We start from the raw sequence: 21,009 nt of genomic DNA, 5'->3' as shown, positions 1-21,009 counted from the left end.
GCCCGGCCCCCTCCGCCCACCTCGTACGGGACCTCGCGGGCCGAAGGTCACCCGCCGACCCGCCCGACCGACCCCCGGGACGGCCCCGGGGCGTCCCGGCACGACGGCCGGCCCGCCGTCCGGCACGCCCCTGGTGGGGCGGCCGGGCGGCGGGCCGGTGTCACCCGAGGTGATCCGTTACGGGGTCACCTTCAGCAGCTTGTTCGCCGTGCCGGAGGACGGGTTGGTCACCGCGCCCGCCGTCGCCGCCGCGGTCAGCGCCGCCGCGGTCTGCGCGGGGGTCGAGGAGGGGTGCCCGGCGAGGTAGACGGCTGCCGCGCCCACCACGTGCGGGGTGGCCATGGAGGTGCCGGAGATGGTCTTGGTGCCGGTGTCGCTGTCGTTCCAGTCCGAGGTGATGTCCGAACCCGGCGCGTACAGGTCCACCACGGAGCCGAAGTTGGAGAAGGAGGACTGGGCGTCGTCGATGGTGCTCGACGCCACGGTGATCGCCTCCGTGACGCGGGACGGGGAGCCCTGACCGGCGTCGGCCGACTCATTGCCCGCCGCGACGGCGAAGGTGACCCCCGAGGTGATCGCCCGGCGGACCGCCTCGTCGAGCGCCTCGTCGGCGCCCCCGCCGAGGCTCATGTTGGCCACGGAGGGTCCGGAGTGGTGCTGGGTGACCCAGTCGATGCCGGCGACGACCTGCTCGGTGGTGCCCGAGCCGTTGTCGTCCAGCACCCGCACCGCGACCAGCTTCGCCTTCTTGGCGACCCCGTGCGAGGTCCCCGCTATGGTCCCGGCCACGTGCGTGCCGTGGCCGTTGCCGTCGTCCGCGCTGTCGTCGTTGTCGACGGCGTCGAAGCCGTGCGTCGCCCGGCCTCCGAAGTCCTTGTGCGTCACCCGTATGCCGGTGTCGATGACGTAGGCCGTCACCCCTTCACCGGCGCTGTCGGGATAGTCGTACTTCTTGTCGCCCTCCGTCGCGGTCTGGTCGATGCGGTCCAGCCCCCAGGACGGCGGGTTGGGCTGGGTGGAGTTGACGCTGAACTTCTTGTTCTGCACGACCTTGCCGACGGCCGGGTCCGCCGCGAGCCGCTTGGCCTCCGTCTCGCTGAGCCCCGAGGCCGAGAAGCCGTTGACCTTGGAGCCGTAGGTGCGTTGCAGTTCGCCTCCGTACTTGTTGGCGAGCTGCTGCTTGTCCGCGGAACCGTCGAGGATGACGACGTAGCTCCCGCTGATCGCGCCCGGCGCGTTCAGTCCGTAGACCGTTCCCTCCGGCGGCGCCGCCGCCCCCGCGAAGGGGGTGGCGAACAGGGTCACGGCTGCCGCGGTGGCGACTCCCGTGGCGACTGCCGCGTACCGGAAACGGTTGGAGCGCTTGTGAGTTGACATGTGGAGGGGTCTCCTCGTGGTGACGTGTGGGGCGTCGAACCTTCTGGAGAACCCTGTTCCGATTGACAGGCGCAAATCAAGATCGCACCCGCCTTCCGGGGATATTCAACAAGGTTTCTTAAAAGGCTCCCCGCACCACCTTCACCATGCACACATCCTCGCTCGAACTCCCGCACGAATGCTCCACGTTCGTCCCCGACCGCGGTCAGCCCCGGTCGACGTACTTCCGCAACTCCCGCCGCGCCAGCGAACGCTGGTGCACCTCGTCCGGCCCGTCCGCCAGTTGCAGCGTCCGCGCCGCCGCCCACAGTTCGGCCAGCGGGGTGTCCTGGCTGACCCCGCCCGCCCCGTGCAACTGCACGGCCCGGTCCAGGATCCCCACCACCGCGCGCGGGGTCGCGATCTTGATGGCCTGGATCTCGGTGTGGGCGCCGCGGTTGCCCACCGTGTCCATCAGCCAGGCCGTCTTGAGCACCAGCAGCCGCAGCTGCTCCACGGTGACCCGGGCGTCAGCGATCCAGTTCTGGACGACGCCCTGCGCCGCCAGCTCCTTCCCGAAGGCCGTACGTCCCACCGCGCGGCGGCACATCAGCTCGATCGCCCGCTCCGCCATGCCGATCAGCCGCATGCAGTGGTGGATCCGCCCCGGGCCGAGCCGCGCCTGGGCGATGGCGAAGCCGCCACCCTCCTCGCCGATCAGGTGCGAGACCGGCACCCGGGCGCCGTGGAAGACCACCTCGGCGTGCCCGCCGTGATCGTGGTCCGCGTACCCGTACACCGTCATCGCTCGGCGGACCTCCACGCCCGGGGTGTCGCGCGGGACCAACACCATCGACTGCTGGCGGCGCGGGTCGGAGCCCTCCGGGTCCGTCTTGCCCATCACGATGAAGACCTTGCAGTCCGGGTTCATCGCCCCGGAGATGTACCACTTGCGGCCGGTGATCACATACTCGTCACCCACCCGCTCGACGCGCGTCTCGATGTTGGTCGCGTCCGAGGAGGCCACCTCGGGCTCGGTCATCGCGAAGGCCGACCGGATCTCCCCGGCCAGCAGCGGCTCCAGCCACCGCTTGCGCTGCTCGTCGTTCCCGAACTGCGCGAGCAGCTCCATGTTCCCCGTGTCCGGGGCGGCGCAGTTCGTCGCCATGGGGGCCAGGTGCGGGCTGCGCCCGGTGATCTCGGCCAGCGGGGCGTACTGGAGGTTGGTCAGCCCGGCCCCGTACCGTCGGTCGGAGTGGTCGTCCCGGTCCACGAAGAAGAGGTTCCACAGGCCTTGGCGGCGCGCCTCGGCCTTCAGTTCGCCGAACACGGCCGGGGTGTCCCAGGGCGAGGCCAGCCGTGCGCGCTGCTCGGCGGCGAGGGCTTCCGCCGGGTGCACGTACTCCTCCATGAACGCGAGCAGGCGCTCGCGGAGTTCCTCGGTCCGGGTGTCGAATGCGAAGTCCATGGGGAGCGCCTCAGCCTTCCTGAAGTTCCGTGAGGGTGGTCAGGCCGTGCTCGATGAAGACCGGCACCAGCTCGCCGATCCGGTCGAAGCCCGCGCCGACGGTCTGTCCGAGCGTGTAGCGGTAGTGGATGCCTTCGAGGATCACGGCGAGCTTGAACCAGGCGAAGGCCGTGTACCAGGCGATCGCCCCGGTGTCGCGCCCCGACCGGGCGGCGTAGCGCTCGATCAGTTCGGCGGGCGCCGGATGGCCCGGCGCGCCACTGGTCGTACTCACCGGGGAATCGCCCAGGCCCAGGTCGGAGCTGTACATCACCAGCAGCCCGAGGTCGGTCAACGGGTCGCCCAGCGTGGACATCTCCCAGTCCAGCACCGCCCGGATCGCGTCGTCGGGGCCGCCGATCAGGACGTTGTCCAGCCGGAAGTCCCCGTGGACCACGGTTGGGGCGCCGGAGACGGGCAGGGACCGGCCCAAGGCGGCCTGGAGCTCGTCGATCCCCGCCAACTCCCGGCCCCGGGAGGCCGCGAGCTGCTTGCCCCAGCGGCGCAACTGCCGGTCGAGGAAGCCCTCCGGTCGGCCGAAGTCGCCCAGGCCCACCGCCTCCGGATCGACCGCGTGCAGATCGACCAGGGTGTCCACGAGGCCCAGCACCGCCCGCCGGGTGCGCTCGGGGCCGAGCCCCGCCAGCTGTTCCGCCGTCCGGTACGGGACCCCTTCGACGTACTCCATCACGTAGAACGGCGCCCCCAGCACCTCCGCGTCCTCGCACAGCATCACCGGCTCCGGCACCGGCACGGCCGTCCCGTGCAGGGCCGCGATCACCCGGTGCTCGCGCCGCATGTCGTGCGCGGTGGCCAGGACGTGGCCCAGCGGCGGCCGGCGCACCACCCAGCGCGAGGAGCCGTCGGTCACCGCGTACGTGAGGTTCGACCGGCCCCCCTCGATCAGTCGGCCGCTGAGCGGTCCGGCCACGAGCCCGGGGAGCGCGGCGTCGAGACGACCGCGCAGCCGCTCCAGGTCGAGGCCCCGGGGCGAGGCGTCCTGTGGGGCGGGGTCCTGAGGGGCGGGCGGGTCCGGCGGGACTGCGGTCATGGTGCGCACCTCCGTACGGAGTGGACGGTGGGGGTTGCTCGCAGCCATCATGCCGACCAGTCGGTATGTCGTCCAGAGGGCAGGCCGGGAGAACGCTCCCGGCACCGGCACCGGCACCGGCACCGGCACCGGCCCTGGCTCCCGGCCCTCGCCCCCGCGCGGCCGGGGTCTCACGCGTGGCAGAGGATCGGAGTCCCGCCGTTCATCGCCGTCATGTCCCGCAGCACGGCCAGGATGTCCAGCGGAGCCCCCTCCGCCGCCCCGGCCAGCTCCGCGTACGCCCGGTGCACGTTGGCCACGAGCCGCTCGCTCTCCCGCCAGGCCGCGAACTCCCCGAGGTCGGCCCGGCGCGCCACTTCCAGCGGGGGGAGGCCCTCGTCCCAACCCTCCCGGGCGAGTTCGTCGACCCGGCGCAGGTACCGCTCGGTGGAGTCGTAGGCGGACGGATCGGTCAGCGGCCCGTGGCCCGGTACGACGGTCTCCGCGTCCAGCGAGCGCAGCAGCTCCAGCGCCCGCAGCGACCCGGACAGGGAGCCCATGGCCAGGAAGGGCGTACCTCCGGCGAAGACCAGGTCGCCGGTGAACAGCACCCGGCTCTCCGGCAGCCACACCACCGAGTCCCCGGTGGTGTGTGCCACGCCCGGGTGCAGCACCCGCACCTCCGTCTCCCCGACGTGGAGGGTCAGCCGCTCGCTGTACGTGAGGTCGGGCGCCGTGATCTCTATCGCCCCGAAGTCGGTGCCCGGCCATATCAGTTCGAGCTGGTGCCCCGCCGCGAGCTGTTCGGCCCGCGCCGCCTCGTGGCCGACGATCACGGCCTCCGGCGCGAACACCGTGTTGCCGTAGGTGTGGTCGCCGTGGTGGTGGGTGTTGACGACCGTGCGGGGCAGCGCCGCTCCGGCCGCGACGACCGCCTCGCGCAGGGCCAGGGCCCGCCGCTCGGTCGCCGCGGTGTCGACGAGCAGGGTCCGGCCGCCGTCGCTGACGAATCCGGCGTTGTTCAGGCACCAGCCCCCGTCCGGTTGGACGTAGGCGTACACCCCGGGGGCGGGCTGGACGACGTACGGCGCTTCGACGGTCATGGAGGCTCTCCCCGGGTCACTTTGACTGGCCGTCGGCATCCTGTCAGTCGTCGTGACGCCGGGGGAGAGCGGGGGAGGGGCGGGAGGTGTCAGTGGTCGTCGTAGTGGCCGTCGTGCTCGGCGTGCCGGTGCCCGTCGTGGACGTAGTCGACGTGGTCGCCGTGTGCGACCGACTCGTGCCCGCAGTCCGCGCCGTGCGCGTGCGGGTGGTCCTCGTGGGCGGTGTGGGCCGGGGTCTCGCACTCGTCCCAGTGCCCGGAGTGCTCCCGGTGGAGGTGTCCGTCGTGCGCGTAGTCCACGTGGTCGCCGTGCTCGACCGCCCGGTGCCCGCAGGTCGGGCCGTGGGTGTGCTCGTGCGTGGGGTGCTCGTGGTGCAGGGTCGTCATGGCGCAGAGGCTAGTGCGAAACACCCCCGAACGCCCGTTGTGTCCGCTTCTGTGTCGCCGCGCGCCGCATGCCGCATGTCATGCGCGGCGTCGATCGGCGTCGACCGGCGTCGACCGGCATCGACCTCAGGGGATCACCGTCAGCGCGAACAGGGCCAGCCCCACGGTGCACAGCACCAGCGCCAGCGCACGCCGGGGCGCGAGCACAGGCGGGCGCGCGGCCGCCAGTTCCCGCATCCGCAGGTGCGACAGCCACAGGAAGGTCACCCAGATCAGCGCGATCACCGCCGCCCCGGTCACCTTGAGCGGCGACCCCGACCCGTGCAGCGCCTGCCGCAGCGCCAGCACCGCGGCCACCGAGCAGGCCAGCGTGGTACGCCGCCACGCGAGCCGGGTCCGCTCCGGCTGGAGCCCCGCGTCCCGCTCGCCGTCCGCCGTCCCGGGGGCGCTCACCGACCGGTGGTCCAGCCCAGCAGCACGACCACGATCATGCCCAGGGCGACCAGGGACACCCCCAGACTGAGCACCACCGGGAATCGTGACAGGGGCAGGTCCTCGCCCCGCCGCATCGCCCGCTCGCACCGCACCCAGTGGTTCACCGCGCGCACCGCGCACGCCGCCCCCACCGCGAGCAGCACGATGGACATGGACACCCGCACGCCCCAGCGCAGGTCCGGCAGGAACTGGTCCACGGCGAAACCGCCGCCGACGAGCGCCAGGGCGGTCCGGATCCAGGCCAGGAACGTGCGCTCGTTGGCCAGCGAGAAGCGGTAGTCCGGGGTCTCGCCCTCGTCCCTCAGCTCCCGCGGGGAGAACCAGAGGCGCACGTCCTTGACGAAACCGATCATCACACCAATCTACGGGGCCCCGCCCCCCAGACCCGGGACCGCCCCGGCGCCGGCCGCGATGCGCCCGGCCGCCACCCCGCGACGCGCCCGGGAGCCACCCCGCCACCCCGTGGAGAGGTCAGCCGCCACCCGCCCGGAACGCGGTCAGTCGCCGGTAGGCCTCCAGCCCGTCCGGCACCCACGCCCACGTCCCGTCGGCGACCCGCCGCTCCAGTTCCGGCGGCGCCAGCCAGGTGTGCCAGTCCACTTCCGAGACCTGCGGGGCCACCGGCAGCTCGCAGCGCACCTCGTGCACGTACGACCACCAGGCGCCGCCCGGCCCCTCGTACAGGAACTTGAACAGCGGTACCGGCTGCTCCAGCCCGCTCACCCCCAGCTCCTCCTCGGCCTCCCGCAGGGCCGCGTCCGGGTAGTCCTCCCCGGCGCCCAGCACCCCGCCCACGAACATGTCGTAGTGGGAGGGGAAGACCAGCTTGGAGTCGGTCCGCCGGTGTACGAAGACCCGCCCGCGCGCGTCCCGGGCCAGCACGAAGACGCACCGGTGCAACAGCCCCCGCGCGTACACCTCGCCCCTCGGGGCCCGTCCGATCACCCGGTCGTCCCGGTCCACCACGTCCAGTACTTCATCAGCGGCACTCACGCGATCCATCCAACCACCGCTGTTGACTGGTTACCGCTCCGTAGCAAAGGATCTGCCCCACCACCGACCGGAGGACGGGCAGACCCATGACGACGTACGACGCCGACGTGATCGTGATCGGAGCGGGCCTGGCGGGGCTCGTCGCCACCGCCGAGCTGGTCGACGCGGGCCGCAAGGTCATCCTGCTCGACCAGGAGCCGGAGCAGTCCATCGGCGGCCAGGCGCACTGGTCCTTCGGCGGCCTGTTCTTCGTGGACTCGCCCGAACAGCGCCGGATGCGGATCAAGGACAGCCACGCCCTCGCCCTCCAGGACTGGCACGGGACCGCGGGGTTCGACCGCGAGGAGGACGCCTGGCCGCGCCGCTGGGCCGAGGCGTACGTCGACTTCGCGGCCGGCGAGAAGCGACCCTGGCTGCACGCCCAGGGGGTCCGCTTCTTCCCCGTCGTCGGCTGGGCGGAGCGCGGCGGCTACGACGCGAACGGCCACGGCAACTCCGTACCCCGCTTCCACATCACCTGGGGCACCGGGCCCGGTCTGGTCGAGCCGTTCGAGCGCCGGGTCCGCGCCGGCGTGGCCCGGGGCCTGGTCCAACTCCGCTTCCGGCATCGCGTCACCGGCCTCACCACCACCGCCGGCACGGTCGACACCGTCACCGGGGAGGTCCTGGCCCCCTCCGACGTCGTACGGGGCTCCGCGAGCAGCCGCGAGGCCACCGGGGCCTTCAGCCTCCGGGCCCAGGCGGTGATCGTGACCAGCGGGGGCATCGGCGGTAACCACGACCTCGTGCGCGGCCAGTGGCCGGCCCGCCTCGGCACCCCGCCGGAGCGGCTGCTGTCCGGGGTTCCGGCGCACGTGGACGGCCTCATGCTGGGCATCGCCGAGGGCGCCGGCGCCAGCCACATCAACAAGGACCGGATGTGGCACTACACCGAGGGCATCGAGAACTGGGACCCGATCTGGGCCCGCCACGGCATCCGCATCCTGCCCGGCCCGTCCTCCCTCTGGCTGGACGCCACCGGCAAGCGACTGCCCGTACCGCTCTTCCCGGGATTCGACACCCTCGGGACCCTGGAACACATCATGAGGACGGGCCACGACCACACCTGGTTCGTCCTCAACCAGCGCGTCATCGGCAAGGAGTTCGGCCTCTCCGGCTCGGAACAGAACCCCGACCTGACGGGGAAGTCCGTCCGCGGCGTCATCGACCGCGCCCGCCAGGCGGTGCCCGGCCCGGTCAAGGCCTTCATGGACAACGGCGCCGACTTCGTCGTCGAGCGCGACCTCTCCGCCCTGGTGCGCGGGATGAACGCCGTCACCAAGGAGAACCTCCTCGACGAGGCGACCGTCCGGCGCGAGATCGTCGCCCGGGACCGCGAGATCGCCAACCCCTTCACCAAGGACCTCCAGGTGACGGCCATCCACGGGGCCCGCAAGTACCTCGGCGACCGGCTGATCCGCACCGCCGCCCCGCACCGCATCCTGGACCCCGGGGCGGGCCCGCTGATCGCCGTCCGGCTCTCCATCCTGACCCGCAAGTCCCTGGGCGGCCTGGAGACCGACCTCTCCTCCCGCGTCCTGACCCCCGCGGGCGAACCGCTCCCCGGTGTCTACGCGGCCGGCGAGGCGGCCGGCTTCGGCGGCGGAGGGGTCCACGGCTACCGGGCCCTGGAGGGGACCTTCCTCGGCGGCTGCATCTTCTCCGGCCGCGCGGCGGGCCGCGCCGCCGCGGAGGCGGTGGGCTGAGGGTCGCGCCGGCCGGCGGCTGAGGGCCGCGCCGGCGCGCGAGCGGTGGGCCGAGGGCCGCGCCGGCCGGTGTCGAAGGGCCGTCCATCGCCGCCGCACCGAGCGGTCCGCCGTGCCGGCACCGCTCGTGCGCGGTGCGCCATTCGGCCACGGTCGCGAAACCCTCGCCCCCGTCCGGCGCGTGCCGCGGCTCCACCTCGGCCGGCCGCACCACGCGGACCCCCGTCACCTCCACGACGGCCTACCGGCGCCCGCCGGAGCCCACCGACACCGGGCGCGCACCCGCCTCCGGCAACGCCTCGCCCTGCGCCTCGTACTCCTCCGAGAGCGCCGCCGTCGTGGCCTTCGCCCCGCTCAGCACGGCCGCCACCGGCTGAGCGCGCCGCGGGCCGGGCAGTCCCGGGAGGTACGGGGAAACGTCCTCGAAGGTAGCCGCGCACCCGCCCCACGAGGCCGCCCGACGCGCCCCTCGATCCCCCACGAACCGCCACGAGCACCCCAACTCGACCAAGTGCCGCACCAGTTGAAACTCGCCACGGATTTGGCCGGACCTTGACTCGGAGCTGTGCGTACCGGTTTGCTGTGCGTGATCATCCGTATCGCTCACGCGCATGATCGGCCCGAAACACCACGCAGTACCCCGCACCGCCCCGGTGCCACCCGTGCGTGCTCCCGCGTACGTCGTCCACCCGCGCCCGCGTTATGGAGGGAACCAGCGGATGTCCCCGCCTCCGCCGCCCCTCGGCCGTGCCCGCAAACGGGACGCCCAGCTCTTCGACCCGGCCCTGTGCGACCTCGAACTCGTGGCCGTACGAACCCAGTTCACCCAGGGTCGCTGGTCCAAGGCGCGCACCCTCCTCGTCGGCACCGGAGACGACTGGGACCGCCGCGGACACCGCGTCGTCGTCCTCGCCGACACCCCGGCCGCCACCGCCTGGGCCGGCGAATGGCTGCTCGCCGAACCGGGCAGCGCCGACGCCGCGACCCTCCTGGCCTGCGCCTCCGTCCTCACCGCCCTGCGCGGCAAGGGGAGTCCGCAGGCCGCCGACGAGGCCTGCCGCCGCGCCGCCGCCCTGCTGCCCGCCGACCCCACCCCCTGGCTGGGCCTCCTCATGCTCTCCCGCGCCTTCGGCACCGAAGAGGAGTTCACCCGCCACTTCGACCAGGTCCGGGCCCGCCACCGCGAGCACCACCACGCCCACCACCTGATGGTCGCCAAGCTCGCCGAACGCGACCCGGCCTCCGGCCACGACCCCCTCCATGAGGTCTACGACTTCGCGGCCTGGGCCGCCGAGGAGTCCCCGGCCGACTCCCCGCTCGCGGTGCTCCCCGTCATCGCCCACGCCGAGCGCTACCGGGTCCTCTCCGCCGCCCACGGCCACACCACCCCCGAAGCCGCCGTCGAGCACTGGACCGGCCGCCGCGCCCGACAGGTGCTGCGCTCCGCCTTCGACTGGTGGCTGGAGTGGGAACGCGAGGACCACCCGCGCAACCGCGTCGACCTCAACTTCCTCGCCCACGCCAAGCTCTGCGAAGGCCGCCCCGCAGAGGCCGCCGCCCTGTTCCACCGCATCGGCAGCCACGCCACCCGCGCCCCCTGGTCCTATCCGGACCGCGACCCGCACAAGGCCTTCCTCGCCGCGCGCAACGCCGCGCTCGGCACCGCCTGACCCCAGACCAGTCGACCAGTCGGACCAGCCGGTCAGACATCCGCCGAAAGGACCCGCCATGCCGACGGGCAGATCCACCACGCTCCAAGCCGAGGCCGAGATCCGCACGTACAAGGGCGAGGACCGCGCCCTGCGCGCCGACCGGCTCGGCACCGCCGGACTCCTGCTGTCCGTGCTGGCCGCCAGCGCGCCCCTGATGGTCGTCGCCGGGGTGATGCCCACCATCTTCGGAGTCATGGGCATCGTCGGCCAGCCGCTGCTCTTCGTGATCCTCGGCGTCGTCCTCGCCCTCTTCGGCATCGGCTACGCCGAGATGAGCCGCCACGTCCACAACGCCGGCGCGTTCTACGCCTACATCGCCCGCGGCCTCGGCCCCACCGCCGGAGCGTCCGCCTCGCTCGTGGCCCTCGTCGCCTACAGCGCCATGCAGGTGGGCGTCTACGGCATCCTCGGCTTCGAGATATCCGGGCTCTTCGCCACCTACCTCGACACCGAGGTCGCCTGGTGGATCCCGGCCCTGCTCGCGGTCGCCGCCACCGGCGCCCTCGGCTGGCTGAAGATCGACCTCAACGCCAAGGTGCTCGGCGTCCTCCTCCTCATCGAGTGCGCCCTCGTCGTCGTCTTCGACGTCGCCGCCCTCGGCAAGCCCGGTCCCGAAGGCCTCTCGCTCAGCGCCTTCGACCCGGGCGCCCTCTCCGGCGCCGGACTCGGCACCGCCCTGTGCTTCTGCATCGCCGCCTTCGTCGGCTTCGAGCAGTCCCCGGTGTACGCGGAGGAGACCAGCAAGCCGCACATCGTCGTCTCCCGCGTGATGTTCCTCGCCGTCGGCTTCGTCGCCCTCTTCTTCGCGTTCAGCGCCTGGGCCCTCACCGTCGCCACCGGCCCCGCCCAGATCACCAAGGCGGCCGGGGAAGCGGGTCCCGGCCTGCTCTTCACCCTCACCGAGAGCCGTCTCGGCGCCGGCTTCACCGACGTCCTGCACGTCCTCTTCGTCACCGGCATGTTCGCGGCCATGCTCAGCTTCCACAACGTCGTCGCCCGCTACGCCTTCGCCATGGGCCGCGAGGGCCTGCTCCCGTCCCGCTTCGGCCGGACCAACCCCGGCACCGGCGCCCCCGCCACGGGCTCCCTCCTGCAGACGGTCATCGCGGCCCTCGTCGTCCTGGTCTTCGCGCTGACCGACCCCGGACCGGCGGGCGACCCCACCACCCCCGTCCTGCACCTGTTCACCTGGATGGGCAGCGTCGGCGCCCTCGGCGTGACCGTCCTCATGGCCGCCGCCTCCTTCGCCGTCATCGCCTTCTTCGTGCGCCGCGGCACCGCCGGCGCCCAGGTCTGGCGGCTCGTCGCGGCCGGCCTGGCCGGCGTCGCCCTGGTCGGCATCGCCCTCTACACCGTCAAGGACTTCGCCGTCCTCGTCGGCGCCGAGAAGGGCTCCGCGCTCAGCTGGCTCCTGCCCGGCATCATCGCGGTGGCCGCGCTGGCCGGCCTGGTCCACGGGCTGCTGCTGAAGTCCCGCCGCCCCGCGGTCCACGCCCGGATCGGCCTGGGCAACGAGGCCTTCCGCCTCGACCAGGCCGCGGAGACCACCGAGCAGGACTGACCCCCCCCGCGCGGAACCGGGCCGTCGGCCTCGGATTCGTCCTCCCAAACGGCCCCCGAAGACCCTTTCCATGGTCGACGGGGGCCTTCGCGCGTAGGGGCCCGATTTTGGCGGGTAGCGGACCCCCATGGTCTCCTGGGGCGACAAAATCACCGGAACCGCGCACGGGAGACACCACCCAGCTCTCCCGCACGCGGCATCCGGACCTGCCTGTCCGACCCACGAAGGCGAAGTCCCGTATGAGTGACCGCACCTTGACCACGGCCCCCGCCGAGGCGTCGAACCGCCACGTCGACGCCGGTGACGAGGGCTACAGCAAGGACCTCAAGTCCCGCCACATCAACATGATCGCCATCGGCGGGGCGATAGGCACCGGCCTGTTCCTCGGTGCCGGAGGCCGCCTCGCGGGCGCCGGCCCCTCCCTCGCGATCGCCTACGCGGTCTGCGGGATCTTCGCCTTCTTCGTGGTCCGCGCCCTCGGCGAGCTCGTCCTCTACCGCCCCTCGTCCGGAGCCTTCGTCTCCTACGCGCGCGAGTTCATGGGCGAGAAGGGCGCCTATACGGCGGGCTGGCTGTACTTCCTCAACTGGTCCACCACCACGGTGGCCGACATCACCGCCGCCGCGACCTACGCCCACTTCTGGTCGATGTTCACCGACGTCCCCCAGTGGGTCCTCGCCTTCATCGCCCTGGCCGTCGTCCTCACCGCGAACCTGATCTCGGTGAAGTACTTCGGCGAGATGGAGTTCTGGTTCTCCCTGGTCAAGGTCGCCGCCCTGACGATCTTCCTGCTCGTCGGCATCTACCTGGTCGCCACCAGCCACCCCATCGACGGCCACACCCCGGGCCTGTCCTCCATCACGGACAACGGCGGGCTCTTCCCCGTCGGCATGCTCCCGATGCTCCTGGTCATCCAGGGCGTCGTCTTCGCGTACGCCTCCGTCGAGCTGTGCGGAGTCGCCGCCGGCGAGACCGAGAACCCCGAGAAGATCATGCCGAAGGCGATCAACTCGATCATGTGGCGCGTGGGCGTCTTCTACGTCGGCTCCGTGGTCATGCTGGCCCTGCTGCTCCCGTACACCTCGTACTCCGAGGGCCAGAGCCCCTTCGTCACCGTCTTCGACAAGCTCGGCGTCCCCGGCGCGGCGGGCGTCATGAACCTGGTGGTCCTCACGGCGGCCCTGTCCTCCTTGAACTCGGGCCTCTACTCCACGGGCCGGATCCTGCGCTCGATGGCGATGTCCGGATCCGCCCCCAAGTTCACCGGCGTCATGAACAAGGGCAAGGTCCCCTACGGCGGCGTCCTGTTCACCGCCGCCTTCGGCGTCGCGGGCGTGGGCCTGAACTACTTCATGCCCAAGGACGCCTTCGAGATCGTCCTCAACTTCGCCTCGCTCGGCATCCTGGGCACCTGGGCGATGGTCATGCTCTGCTCCCTCCATTTCTGGCGCCGCGCACGCCAGGGCCTCCTGGAGCGCCCCTCCTACCGGCTGCCCTGGGCCCCGTACACCCAGATCGTGACCCTGGTCTTCCTCGTCACGGTGCTGGTCCTGATGTGGTCCGACGGAGGCGTGGGCCGCACCACGGTCCTCTTCGTCCCGGTCATCGCGGCGGCCCTGGTCGGCGGCTGGTTCCTGGTCCGCGGCCGCGTGGCCGAAATAGCGGCCTCCCGCCGCTGACCGCATCTCACCGCCGACCGAGGTGCTCTGCCCAGGGGCCCGCGGCGTCTACCTGTGTTGTGCCAGGACCCGCACCGTTGCCTCCAGGCTCCTGTCGTTCAGCGGGCGTCTGTGTGCGAGCTCGTTGCGAGCGTGGCGCAGCGTCTTGAGTCGGTCGTACTGCATGCCGCTCACTCGGATGCAACCTTGCTTCACCCCGGACCAGATGTCCCCGAGTTCCATGGAGCCTAGGTCGGCCACCGTCGCGTACCGGTCTTGGTAGAGGAGGTGGAGGCGCCGTATGCCGTGCGGCGCGAATTCGTGGAGGCGCGAGGCGAGCTCCGCCCGAGCGTCGTCGATGAGGGGGAGCAAGACCCGGTTCTGAGATTGCCAAACGAGCTTGTCGAGCTGGGCCTGGGAGCCCGCACCGGCGATCCACACCGGGACGGAAAGCCTGAGCTGTCCCTCCCATCCGTCGAGGAGTCCGGCACTCCACTGACCGCGCACGCTCGGGGCCGGCGCGGCGGCGTAGGCCGTCGCCGCCGGCCCCACGGCCTGCGCACACGTGGGTACGTCCGCCGGGGAACCTTCTTCGGCGGGGCACAGGGTGACCAGGCACGCGCGCAGGGACGACGGCAGCCCATCCCAGTCCCCGGTCAGCCCGACGGCCAATCCCATGTCCGGACCGCTGACCTCGGTGACGGTCTCGGCACGCACAGCGTCGTGGATCCGCTTCAAGGGACTGCCCGGGCCGACGCCAGACAGAGGGGTCGTGGCCGCTTCGGCGATGACCGTTGCGGTGTCCAGTCGACCCCAGACGGACCACCACCAGTGCACTCGGCCGAAGGCGGCGTCCAAAGACTCGTGCACGTCACCGGCCAGATCGTCCACGCGTGCCGCGACGAACAACCGTGGGCGACGCTCCGGTGGCAGACCGCTCCCCTTGACGGCGGCTGTGAGCCTGCGCAGTAGTCGGGCCAAGCTTTCCTTGTCCTCCTCGTACCACCCCCGGACCATGATGACGGGAGCACCAGCGGCCTCCTCGGAGGTGAGGTAGTCCACTGGGTCGCCGAATACGCCGAGTTCCCGAGCGAGCCGCTCCTCGAGTGCGGAGCCGGTGTGCGGATCCGGAGGCCGGGAGACTGTCACGCCGGAAGGCCAGTGCGGATCGCCCAGCCCGTCGTCGTAGTCGTCGAGGAAGCCGTCATCCGGTCCGTCGTCGTACCAATCGCCTGAGGAAGCCGTACAAGGCGGCGCGGCGGCGGCTCTGGGGGAGGAGGGGCCGGATCCGGCCCCTGCGGGGCCGGGGACCTCCACCACGTTCTCCAAAGCCGCTCGAAGTTCTTCCACATACTGGTCGGCTGCCGTCCCTTCCACCAGGGAAGAGGGCAGAATCCACAGACAGCTCAGCCCGTCGCGCAGGTCCCGTTCGATACCGGCCAGGTGCTGCCGCAGCCCCGACAGGCGAAGGAACGCACCAGCCGGGGCCCGAGAGGTCATGCCGTGCCCTCCACCCGCGAGGCGCGCAGGCATCGGAAGGTAACCGGGTCGATCGTGACTCCCTCGGCCAACTCGTCCAGGACACCGAGTGTGTCCAGCTTGTCGAGCATTTCCTCGGCGACTGCGAGATCGGCACCCAGGATGTCCGCGAGGTCCTGCGGAGTCAGCAGCGCAAGCCCGTCACGGCGTTCCTTCTCCGAGTAGTACTCGGCCCACTCGCCGAGTATCCGCACACTGTCCTGTTCCAGTCCGCTGCGCTGGAAGTGGCCTTGCAGGAACTCCTCGGTCGGGTTCTCCCAGCGGAATGAGGCCAACGCGGCATCGTGGGTCTCACCGCGCTCGCGGACGAGGTGGATGGCCCGCTCCACCATCGAGGGCCAGCCCCCGGTGGCCTCGAACAGGGCCCGTCGCTCCTCAGGGGAGGAGAACGGGGACTCGGGCCAGGCCCGCAGGCCCATCACCGTCCACCGCTCCGGTTGCACGAGGACGGCTCCGATCCCTTCGACGACGCCCGACGGCATGGGATCGGCAACCACCACAGCCAGTTTCCGCGTCGCTTCGGGCTTCCCGGCCCCGCTCGCCCCAGCTCGCTCGCGCCGGTCGCCCGACGTGTACGTTGCCAGCTTCGCGACGGCGGCGCGTACGGTCGAAGCGGCCTCGCCCCGCATGTCGAGCAGCAACAGGTGGTGATGCCTCAGCCGCACGTGCTCGGCGATGGCTCGGGAGACATCGGCGCCCGGCCCGTAGGGCAGCACCTTGACCTGATGCCCTTCGACGAACGTCTGCACGGCGCGACCTACGAGCGCGGCACCCAGACCGTCCGACGCGGCCACGAGGGCGGTGCCCGCCTCGAGCATCTCGCGCAGTTGCCCTTCGGTGAGGGGACTCATCCGCTGGATGCCGTACCTGTCGTTGCGCAGGGAGCGGCGGGCCGAACGCGGATTGTAGTCGTAGGGCAAGCTGAACTCCGTGGCCCTCAGCTCGGCGTCCAACTCCTCATAGGTGCCGAGCATGTTGACTACGTTCGGGCTGCGCATCGCGAAGGTGCGGTCGCCGCTGAGCTGGATGAGGAGCCCGAGCCCTTCCATCTCCTCCAGGTCGATCCGCACCTGGTTCACGCTGTGCAGCGGGAACCCCTCTGGCCATACCTCTCGGGCCATTCCCAACAGTTCCTGCGGGCTGTAGCCGCGAGAGTAGCTCTCGCGGAGGCTGCTCAAGGCGATCAGCAGGGTGAGTACCCGGTAGCGATCCTCCAGGTTGAGCGTGAAGCGCAGCCGCTCGGCGATGCGCTGGCGGACCTCGCTGGAAGCGGCGACCCCCTGGACGTCTTGTGCAGTGATCTTCGGCCGGTGTCCGTCGGTGGTGAGGGTTCGGCCCAGCATGGCCTTGACCAGCTCGCTGCAGAAGATCTGCACCAGGTTGGCCTGGTAGTTGGTGATGGCCAGGATGCGCCATACGAGCTCGGGAGTCGCGAAGACCAGGCCGACGGCCGCCAGCGGTTCGGTCACCAGCTCGACCGCCGCGTTGGGCTTGAGTGGTCCGACCTGGATCCCGGGACCACCGTGCGCGGTGACGACGTTTGTCAGGTGGTTGAAGCGCTGTACTTGGTGGAGGCCTGCGAAGACGACTTTGAACCCGCGGTCGGTGTCGTCCATGAGGCGCTGGAGGCGCTTGACCGTACGGAAATTGGACTGCCCACCCTCCGTGTAGAGGGTTCGCGAGTCGGCGTTCAAGAAGGCGTCGGCCTCGTCGGCGAGCACCAGCATCCGACGGGTGGGGACCACCCCCAACCATTGTCGGATGTGATCGGCGATCTCCTCGGGGGAAGCGTGGTCCGAGACCCGGTCACCGAGGACGTTCTGGCGCTTCAGTTCGGCCACCAGCGCCGTCCAGATACGTTCCGGCGGCTCGGCGTGCCCGATGTCGGCCTTGAGGAGGTCGATGTAGACCGCGACGTGATCGGATCCGTTGTCCCGCTTGAAGATGTCCGCGACCTGCCGCAGCAAGGAGGACTTCCCCAACTGGCGGCCTCCGTAGAGGAAGAGGCTCCCGTCGCGCCGCATCAGGGCGCTCTTCTCCTCATCTCGACCCTTGAAGACCTCCGGTGGGACCAGTCCCGCCTCGTAGGGCGTGTACGGGTTCCAGCCGGTCCACGGGAGCGTCACCCGCTGCACCGCACGGAAAGAACGTGGCTCCTTGGCCGCGACCCAGCCGATCACCGTCGGGTCCACGACGAGCGCTTGTTGCGGTCGGCTGCGCGAGCGGTCGGCCAGCCGGCGCCGCCCTTCGGCTCCCAACGGCTGGAGGTAGAGGATGATGTTGGCGCCCAAGGCGGAGTCGGGAAGGTGTCGAAGAGGGCCGTCGCCGCGCTGTTCGTCCGAGATCACGAGGATCTTATAAGACCCTCGCGCCCGGGAGCCGAGACCCGCGACGTACCCCGGCAAGCTCTCGCTAATGGTGGCCCTCACCTGGAGTCGCAGCACGCTCCAGTCCTTGCGGCGGCCTTCCTCCTCCAAGACCACTTTGCCGATCGTCTGCAGCCCGAGCAGGCGTAGCACGCTGGGGACGTGCTTCTGGAAGGCTCCACTGCGGCTGTGTGGATTGCGGAGCTCCTCCCAGGCCTCGAGGGACGGCACGACGAAGTCGACCAGTGGCTGCCCCTGTGAATAGTGCTTCGCCCACCAGCCGGCGCTTCCGTGAGGCTGGCCCGTCTGTGGGGCACCGGGATGGCCGACTCCGGCCAGAAACTCGTCGAGTTCCGAACCGTTCGCCCCTTGCCAGTCGGGCAGCCGGCTACCTTGACGGGCGAAAGACAGCAATTCCTCCGCGGTGACCGTGTCTCCTGCGTCGAGAAGTGTGCCGATCCTGTGGTTCGCGTCCGCCTCCAGGGTCAGGGCCGCCAGGTCGGTGCGCAGACGTCGGGTCTTGCCATCGACGAGCGTCCGCAGGTCCGTGATGACGGCCTCGGCCGCCGCGATGGAGGCGCCGTAACGTTCGGTGTCGCCACGGCCGAGGTCAAGGAGGCGCGCGGTCAGCGTTCGCTCTTGCTCTGGCGAGACAAGGTTCTGGGCTCTGATCTGGGCGAGGAGTGCGGAGGCACGGTCCAACTGTGCGGCCAGGCGGGACTGCCACTCGGTTCCGGCGTCGTCGATCAGCCGCCTGAGCTGACCTGACTGGTCCGTCTCAGGCAAGGCGACCCCGTACAGCTCGCCTTGCTCCACGGAGTCCAGCAGGCGCCGTGCCAGATGTACGTCCCCGCGCCGAAGGTGCGCGTCCACCGCGTCCGGAGCGGCGGCAGGCCGGTCGAATGCCTCGACCAAGGCCGAGACGTCGGTGGCGTCCCACACGGGTGCCCAGGCGTCCGGGCCCTCTTCCTCAGGCCAGCGGAGCTCTTGGACGGCGAGCAGACAATCACTGGACGGAGACAATCCCAGCGCCTGAGGACGTAGCTGGTCCTTTCCGCACAACCATTGGAGCAGCAGACTCAGGGCCGCACCGCCCGGACCGGGCAGGGGTGCCGCCTGCCGGGCGGCGGCCACGGCCCTCGGCAGGTCCGATCCGAGGCCGCGCGTCTGGTACTTGCCGGCCGGCGATTCGGCGACGGTCAGTGCCTCGCGCAGCAGGTCCACCACAGACTTGATGTGCTGACGCAGTTGATCCCTCGCCGCCGAGTGAATGTCCTGCTTCGCCTGTTTCGGGGTCCGTATCTGGCGGTCGGCGGCGAGGATGAGCCGATCGGCCGCATCGGAGCGCCGGTAGTTCTGCTCCATATCGGCGGCCAAGGCCTCCGCGGCCACCTGCCCCTCGGACCAGTCCCGGACGAGACGCAGGGTGCGCGCGAGGGCCCCGTCACGGGCGAGGATCTGGAGTACCTGCGTTCCCCGCGCGAGTTTGATGGTGCGCTGAGGGAGTTCCTCACTCAGTTGCGCTGCCTGAGCGCCGATCTTCTGCCGCAGCGCGCTGCCATTGCCGGCAGAGGTGCGCAACACCTCACCCGGCGATACGCGGATGGTTTGCCGCACCGTCCCGACGAGCGCATCGAGAAGACCGGACCAGGCGGCGGGCATCCCTTGCAGTGGCACGAACTCTGTCACGATCCGCAGGGGCCAGCCGGCGACCAGGCCGGTACGCAAGCTGGCGGCCAGCGCGACGAGATAGGCCTCCCGGTCCTCGGAGGTCGCCGGTATCTCCTGGTCCTCCGCAGCGATCTGGAGCTCGAACACCTGGCCCTGCTCATGCGGGCTGTGGAAGGCGGCGTTCGCGAAGCCGAGAATCTGGGCCCGGTGGGCGGGCTCCCTGGCCGCGAGGGTGATCCAGTAGGCCTCGGCCAGACGCCCTTGCCCGATCAACATCTGTACAGGGGGCAGGGCCCCGCTCCAGACGCTGATGGAGGAATCAAGCTTCCTGGATTCGTCGGCCCGGGCGGATCGGTCGAACGGGCCTTCGCAGGAGAGGGGCGGAGTGCTGTTCGCGTCAGGTTCGTCGGCGGGGGCCGGTACCGCGGACGGAGCCCCGGACTGTGACTGGGCGACCGCCGGTGCCAACGGTGGATTGCCCTCCGGCTCGGCGATGGGTCTCGTCACGGGCTCTTCGGGGTGCGCCTGCGGAACCACGGCGGCTTCGGTGGTTGCCTTCCGCGCCGCAGGAACCTCGGGTTCGGGAACACACTCCACTGACGGGGCGGCGCCATCGGGCCGGAGCGTCGCCATTTCGGCCGTGAACCCGTCGATCATCGACTGGAGCTGGCGCCGTTCTATCTCGCTGACGGCACCGTCCAACATCTGTCGGTATGTGGCGCGCCGCGCCGTTAGCGCGTCCACTTTCGCATTGCGCTCCGACGCCTCCTCCTGCTGGACCTTGAGGCGGGACAGGAGTTGCTCGACGAAGACGTACCCGTCCTGCTGCCGCCAGGGTCCGGTATCAGGGTCCAGTCGGTCGATGAGGGAGGACAGCATGTCCCGCTCGGCCACCCACTCCGCGATCTCCTCCCCGACCGCAGCGGTGTTTTGCGTGGTACCGGACCGCACGGTGTCCGCGAGGGACGTCAAACTCGCCGCGAGAAGTTCTCCGTTGTCCTTGAGTGAAGCGGTGGCCTGCTCGGCTGCCCCGAGGTCCGGGACCTCGCCCTCCGCTCCGGGGGAATGTGTTCCCGGGACTGTGGCCTCGTCGGGTATGTGCAGAGCGCTGTGGTGGTCCGACAGTACTGCCGTGCGTTGATCGCCGGCGGGTTCGTCTGCGGCCGACAGTCCCGCGGACCAGAGCCTGCCCCAGTGCTCGTGTACCAGCGGGGACACGGGGAAACGCGTTTCCAAGGCCATACCGTAGAGGGCCAGGCCCGCCCATGCGGGGTGCAGGGAGGCCATCATGCGCTCGAGCGTGGCCAGGTCGGGGTTCGAGAGCTCGGCGTCGCTGTATCCGAGCTGCTGGAGCCTGGACCGGGCCATCCCGGTTCCGCATACGGCGAGGTCCTTCAGTAGTCCTGGAGGGGCCTTGGTCACCCAGATTCGCGAGACCGCAGGCTTGCGGAGCCTCCCGTCGACCGGGCCCCCGGAGAATCGGAGTGAGTCCAGGCCGTGGGCCTCTTCGCGCCTGTTCAGCAAGGCGCTCAAGTGTCCCGGCGGTATCCCTTGAAGCCAGTGACGCAGCGCCAATGTGCTCGACATGGGCACATCCTCACACGCACCGTCACGGCGCGTGAACGGAATCCCCAAGATCGGAAACGGGGCCCTCGACTGCATGGGGAAACGAAGAAGGACCCCGCCGGAGCGGGGTCCTTCTCTTCTGTGTCCGAGGGGGGACTTGAACCCCCACGCCCGATAAAGGGCACTAGCACCTCAAGCTAGCGCGTCTGCCATTCCGCCACCCGGACAAGGTGTCTGTCTCGCGTCCCTCGCGGGCCGTTCCGACGTGGAAAACATTACCAAACATTCCGGGGTCCTCGATCACACCCCCCGGTGACCGGA

Annotated in this window: 15 protein-coding genes and 1 tRNA gene; 5 read left to right on the top strand and 11 right to left on the bottom strand. The window is 70.8% G+C overall.

Annotated features, from left to right (window positions below):
- Positions 1-177 precede the first annotated feature (177 nt).
- From ACIOD1_RS28665 to ACIOD1_RS28630, 8 genes are all read right to left on the bottom strand, one after another.
- Positions 178-1,377 carry a S8 family serine peptidase gene (locus ACIOD1_RS28665; RefSeq protein WP_365623332.1) on the bottom strand — a complete coding sequence of 400 codons (1,200 nt, stop codon included), beginning with the start codon at positions 1,375-1,377 and terminating at the stop codon, positions 178-180.
- A 205-nt stretch (positions 1,378-1,582) separates the two neighbouring features.
- Entirely contained in the window at positions 1,583-2,824 is a 1,242-nt protein-coding gene (locus ACIOD1_RS28660; RefSeq protein WP_365623330.1) for an acyl-CoA dehydrogenase family protein, read from the bottom strand.
- Positions 2,825-2,834: 10 nt separating this feature from the next.
- Positions 2,835-3,914, bottom strand: a complete 1,080-nt coding sequence (locus ACIOD1_RS28655) for a phosphotransferase family protein (protein ID WP_401905492.1) — start codon at positions 3,912-3,914, stop codon at positions 2,835-2,837.
- A 170-nt stretch (positions 3,915-4,084) separates the two neighbouring features.
- Entirely contained in the window at positions 4,085-4,996 is a 912-nt protein-coding gene (locus ACIOD1_RS28650; RefSeq protein ID WP_365623326.1) for an MBL fold metallo-hydrolase, read from the bottom strand.
- An 89-nt stretch (positions 4,997-5,085) separates the two neighbouring features.
- Complete coding sequence (locus tag ACIOD1_RS28645) at positions 5,086-5,382, bottom strand: hypothetical protein (protein ID WP_365623324.1); 297 nt, start codon at positions 5,380-5,382, stop codon at positions 5,086-5,088.
- 126 nt (positions 5,383-5,508) lie between these two features.
- Positions 5,509-5,835, bottom strand: a complete 327-nt coding sequence (locus tag ACIOD1_RS28640) for a DUF202 domain-containing protein (RefSeq protein WP_365623322.1) — start codon at positions 5,833-5,835, stop codon at positions 5,509-5,511.
- Entirely contained in the window at positions 5,832-6,230 is a 399-nt protein-coding gene (locus ACIOD1_RS28635) for a DUF202 domain-containing protein (RefSeq protein ID WP_365623320.1), read from the bottom strand. The genes ACIOD1_RS28640 and ACIOD1_RS28635 overlap by 4 nt, the downstream gene beginning before the upstream one ends.
- Before the next feature lie 118 nt (positions 6,231-6,348).
- Positions 6,349-6,879, bottom strand: coding sequence for an NUDIX hydrolase (locus ACIOD1_RS28630; RefSeq protein WP_401905488.1), 531 nt, complete (start codon positions 6,877-6,879; stop codon positions 6,349-6,351).
- A 77-nt stretch (positions 6,880-6,956) separates the two neighbouring features.
- On the opposite strand from ACIOD1_RS28630, the gene ACIOD1_RS28625 reads away from it, so the two are divergent.
- The 5 genes from ACIOD1_RS28625 (at position 6,957) to ACIOD1_RS28605 (ending at position 13,567) form a co-directional block, all read left to right on the top strand.
- On the top strand, positions 6,957-8,615 hold the full coding sequence (locus ACIOD1_RS28625) for an FAD-binding dehydrogenase (protein WP_401905486.1): 1,659 nt from the start codon (positions 6,957-6,959) through the stop codon (positions 8,613-8,615).
- A gap of 134 nt (positions 8,616-8,749) precedes the next feature.
- Positions 8,750-8,992: a hypothetical protein gene (locus ACIOD1_RS28620; RefSeq protein WP_401905484.1), complete on the top strand. Its 243-nt coding sequence runs from the start codon at positions 8,750-8,752 to the stop codon at positions 8,990-8,992.
- Positions 8,993-9,334: 342 nt separating this feature from the next.
- Positions 9,335-10,285 carry a hypothetical protein gene (locus ACIOD1_RS28615; protein ID WP_401905481.1) on the top strand — a complete coding sequence of 317 codons (951 nt, stop codon included), beginning with the start codon at positions 9,335-9,337 and terminating at the stop codon, positions 10,283-10,285.
- Positions 10,286-10,343: 58 nt separating this feature from the next.
- Complete coding sequence (locus tag ACIOD1_RS28610) at positions 10,344-11,888, top strand: APC family permease (protein WP_401905478.1); 1,545 nt, start codon at positions 10,344-10,346, stop codon at positions 11,886-11,888.
- Positions 11,889-12,127: 239 nt separating this feature from the next.
- Positions 12,128-13,567 carry an amino acid permease gene (locus ACIOD1_RS28605; RefSeq protein WP_365623308.1) on the top strand — a complete coding sequence of 480 codons (1,440 nt, stop codon included), beginning with the start codon at positions 12,128-12,130 and terminating at the stop codon, positions 13,565-13,567.
- A 48-nt stretch (positions 13,568-13,615) separates the two neighbouring features.
- Here ACIOD1_RS28605 and ACIOD1_RS28600 read toward each other — a convergent pair whose 3' ends face one another.
- The 3 genes from ACIOD1_RS28600 to ACIOD1_RS28590 all read right to left on the bottom strand — a co-directional run bounded on the left by ACIOD1_RS28600 (position 13,616) and on the right by ACIOD1_RS28590 (position 20,915).
- Positions 13,616-15,046, bottom strand: coding sequence for a hypothetical protein (locus ACIOD1_RS28600; protein WP_365623306.1), 1,431 nt, complete (start codon positions 15,044-15,046; stop codon positions 13,616-13,618).
- Positions 15,043-20,709: a hypothetical protein gene (locus ACIOD1_RS28595; protein ID WP_401905475.1), complete on the bottom strand. Its 5,667-nt coding sequence runs from the start codon at positions 20,707-20,709 to the stop codon at positions 15,043-15,045. The genes ACIOD1_RS28600 and ACIOD1_RS28595 overlap by 4 nt, the downstream gene beginning before the upstream one ends.
- Positions 20,710-20,830: 121 nt before the next feature.
- Positions 20,831-20,915 (bottom strand) — tRNA-Leu (locus ACIOD1_RS28590).
- Between the last annotated feature and the right edge of the window lie 94 nt (positions 20,916-21,009).

Source organism: Streptomyces sp. NPDC088097, from assembly GCF_044741845.1.
GTDB lineage: Bacteria > Actinomycetota > Actinomycetes > Streptomycetales > Streptomycetaceae > Streptomyces.
This window is presented reverse-complemented; position numbering and strand designations above follow the sequence as displayed.

Excerpts from the sequence above, each read along its gene's own strand:
- ACIOD1_RS28625 (WP_401905486.1), top strand. The coding sequence starts at position 6,957 with ATGACGACGTACGACGCCGACGTGATCGTGATCGGAGCGGGCCTGGCG.
- ACIOD1_RS28610 (WP_401905478.1), top strand. The coding sequence starts at position 10,344 with ATGCCGACGGGCAGATCCACCACGCTCCAAGCCGAGGCCGAGATCCGC.
- ACIOD1_RS28645 (WP_365623324.1), bottom strand. The coding sequence starts at position 5,382 with ATGACGACCCTGCACCACGAGCACCCCACGCACGAGCACACCCACGGC.
- ACIOD1_RS28630 (WP_401905488.1), bottom strand. The coding sequence starts at position 6,879 with ATGGATCGCGTGAGTGCCGCTGATGAAGTACTGGACGTGGTGGACCGG.
- ACIOD1_RS28635 (WP_365623320.1), bottom strand. The coding sequence starts at position 6,230 with ATGATCGGTTTCGTCAAGGACGTGCGCCTCTGGTTCTCCCCGCGGGAG.
- ACIOD1_RS28665 (WP_365623332.1), bottom strand. The coding sequence starts at position 1,377 with ATGTCAACTCACAAGCGCTCCAACCGTTTCCGGTACGCGGCAGTCGCC.
- ACIOD1_RS28650 (WP_365623326.1), bottom strand. The coding sequence starts at position 4,996 with ATGACCGTCGAAGCGCCGTACGTCGTCCAGCCCGCCCCCGGGGTGTAC.
- ACIOD1_RS28605 (WP_365623308.1), top strand. The coding sequence starts at position 12,128 with ATGAGTGACCGCACCTTGACCACGGCCCCCGCCGAGGCGTCGAACCGC.
- ACIOD1_RS28615 (WP_401905481.1), top strand. The coding sequence starts at position 9,335 with ATGTCCCCGCCTCCGCCGCCCCTCGGCCGTGCCCGCAAACGGGACGCC.
- ACIOD1_RS28600 (WP_365623306.1), bottom strand. The coding sequence starts at position 15,046 with ATGACCTCTCGGGCCCCGGCTGGTGCGTTCCTTCGCCTGTCGGGGCTG.
- ACIOD1_RS28660 (WP_365623330.1), bottom strand. The coding sequence starts at position 2,824 with ATGGACTTCGCATTCGACACCCGGACCGAGGAACTCCGCGAGCGCCTG.
- ACIOD1_RS28595 (WP_401905475.1), bottom strand. The coding sequence starts at position 20,709 with ATGTCGAGCACATTGGCGCTGCGTCACTGGCTTCAAGGGATACCGCCG.
- ACIOD1_RS28655 (WP_401905492.1), bottom strand. The coding sequence starts at position 3,914 with ATGACCGCAGTCCCGCCGGACCCGCCCGCCCCTCAGGACCCCGCCCCA.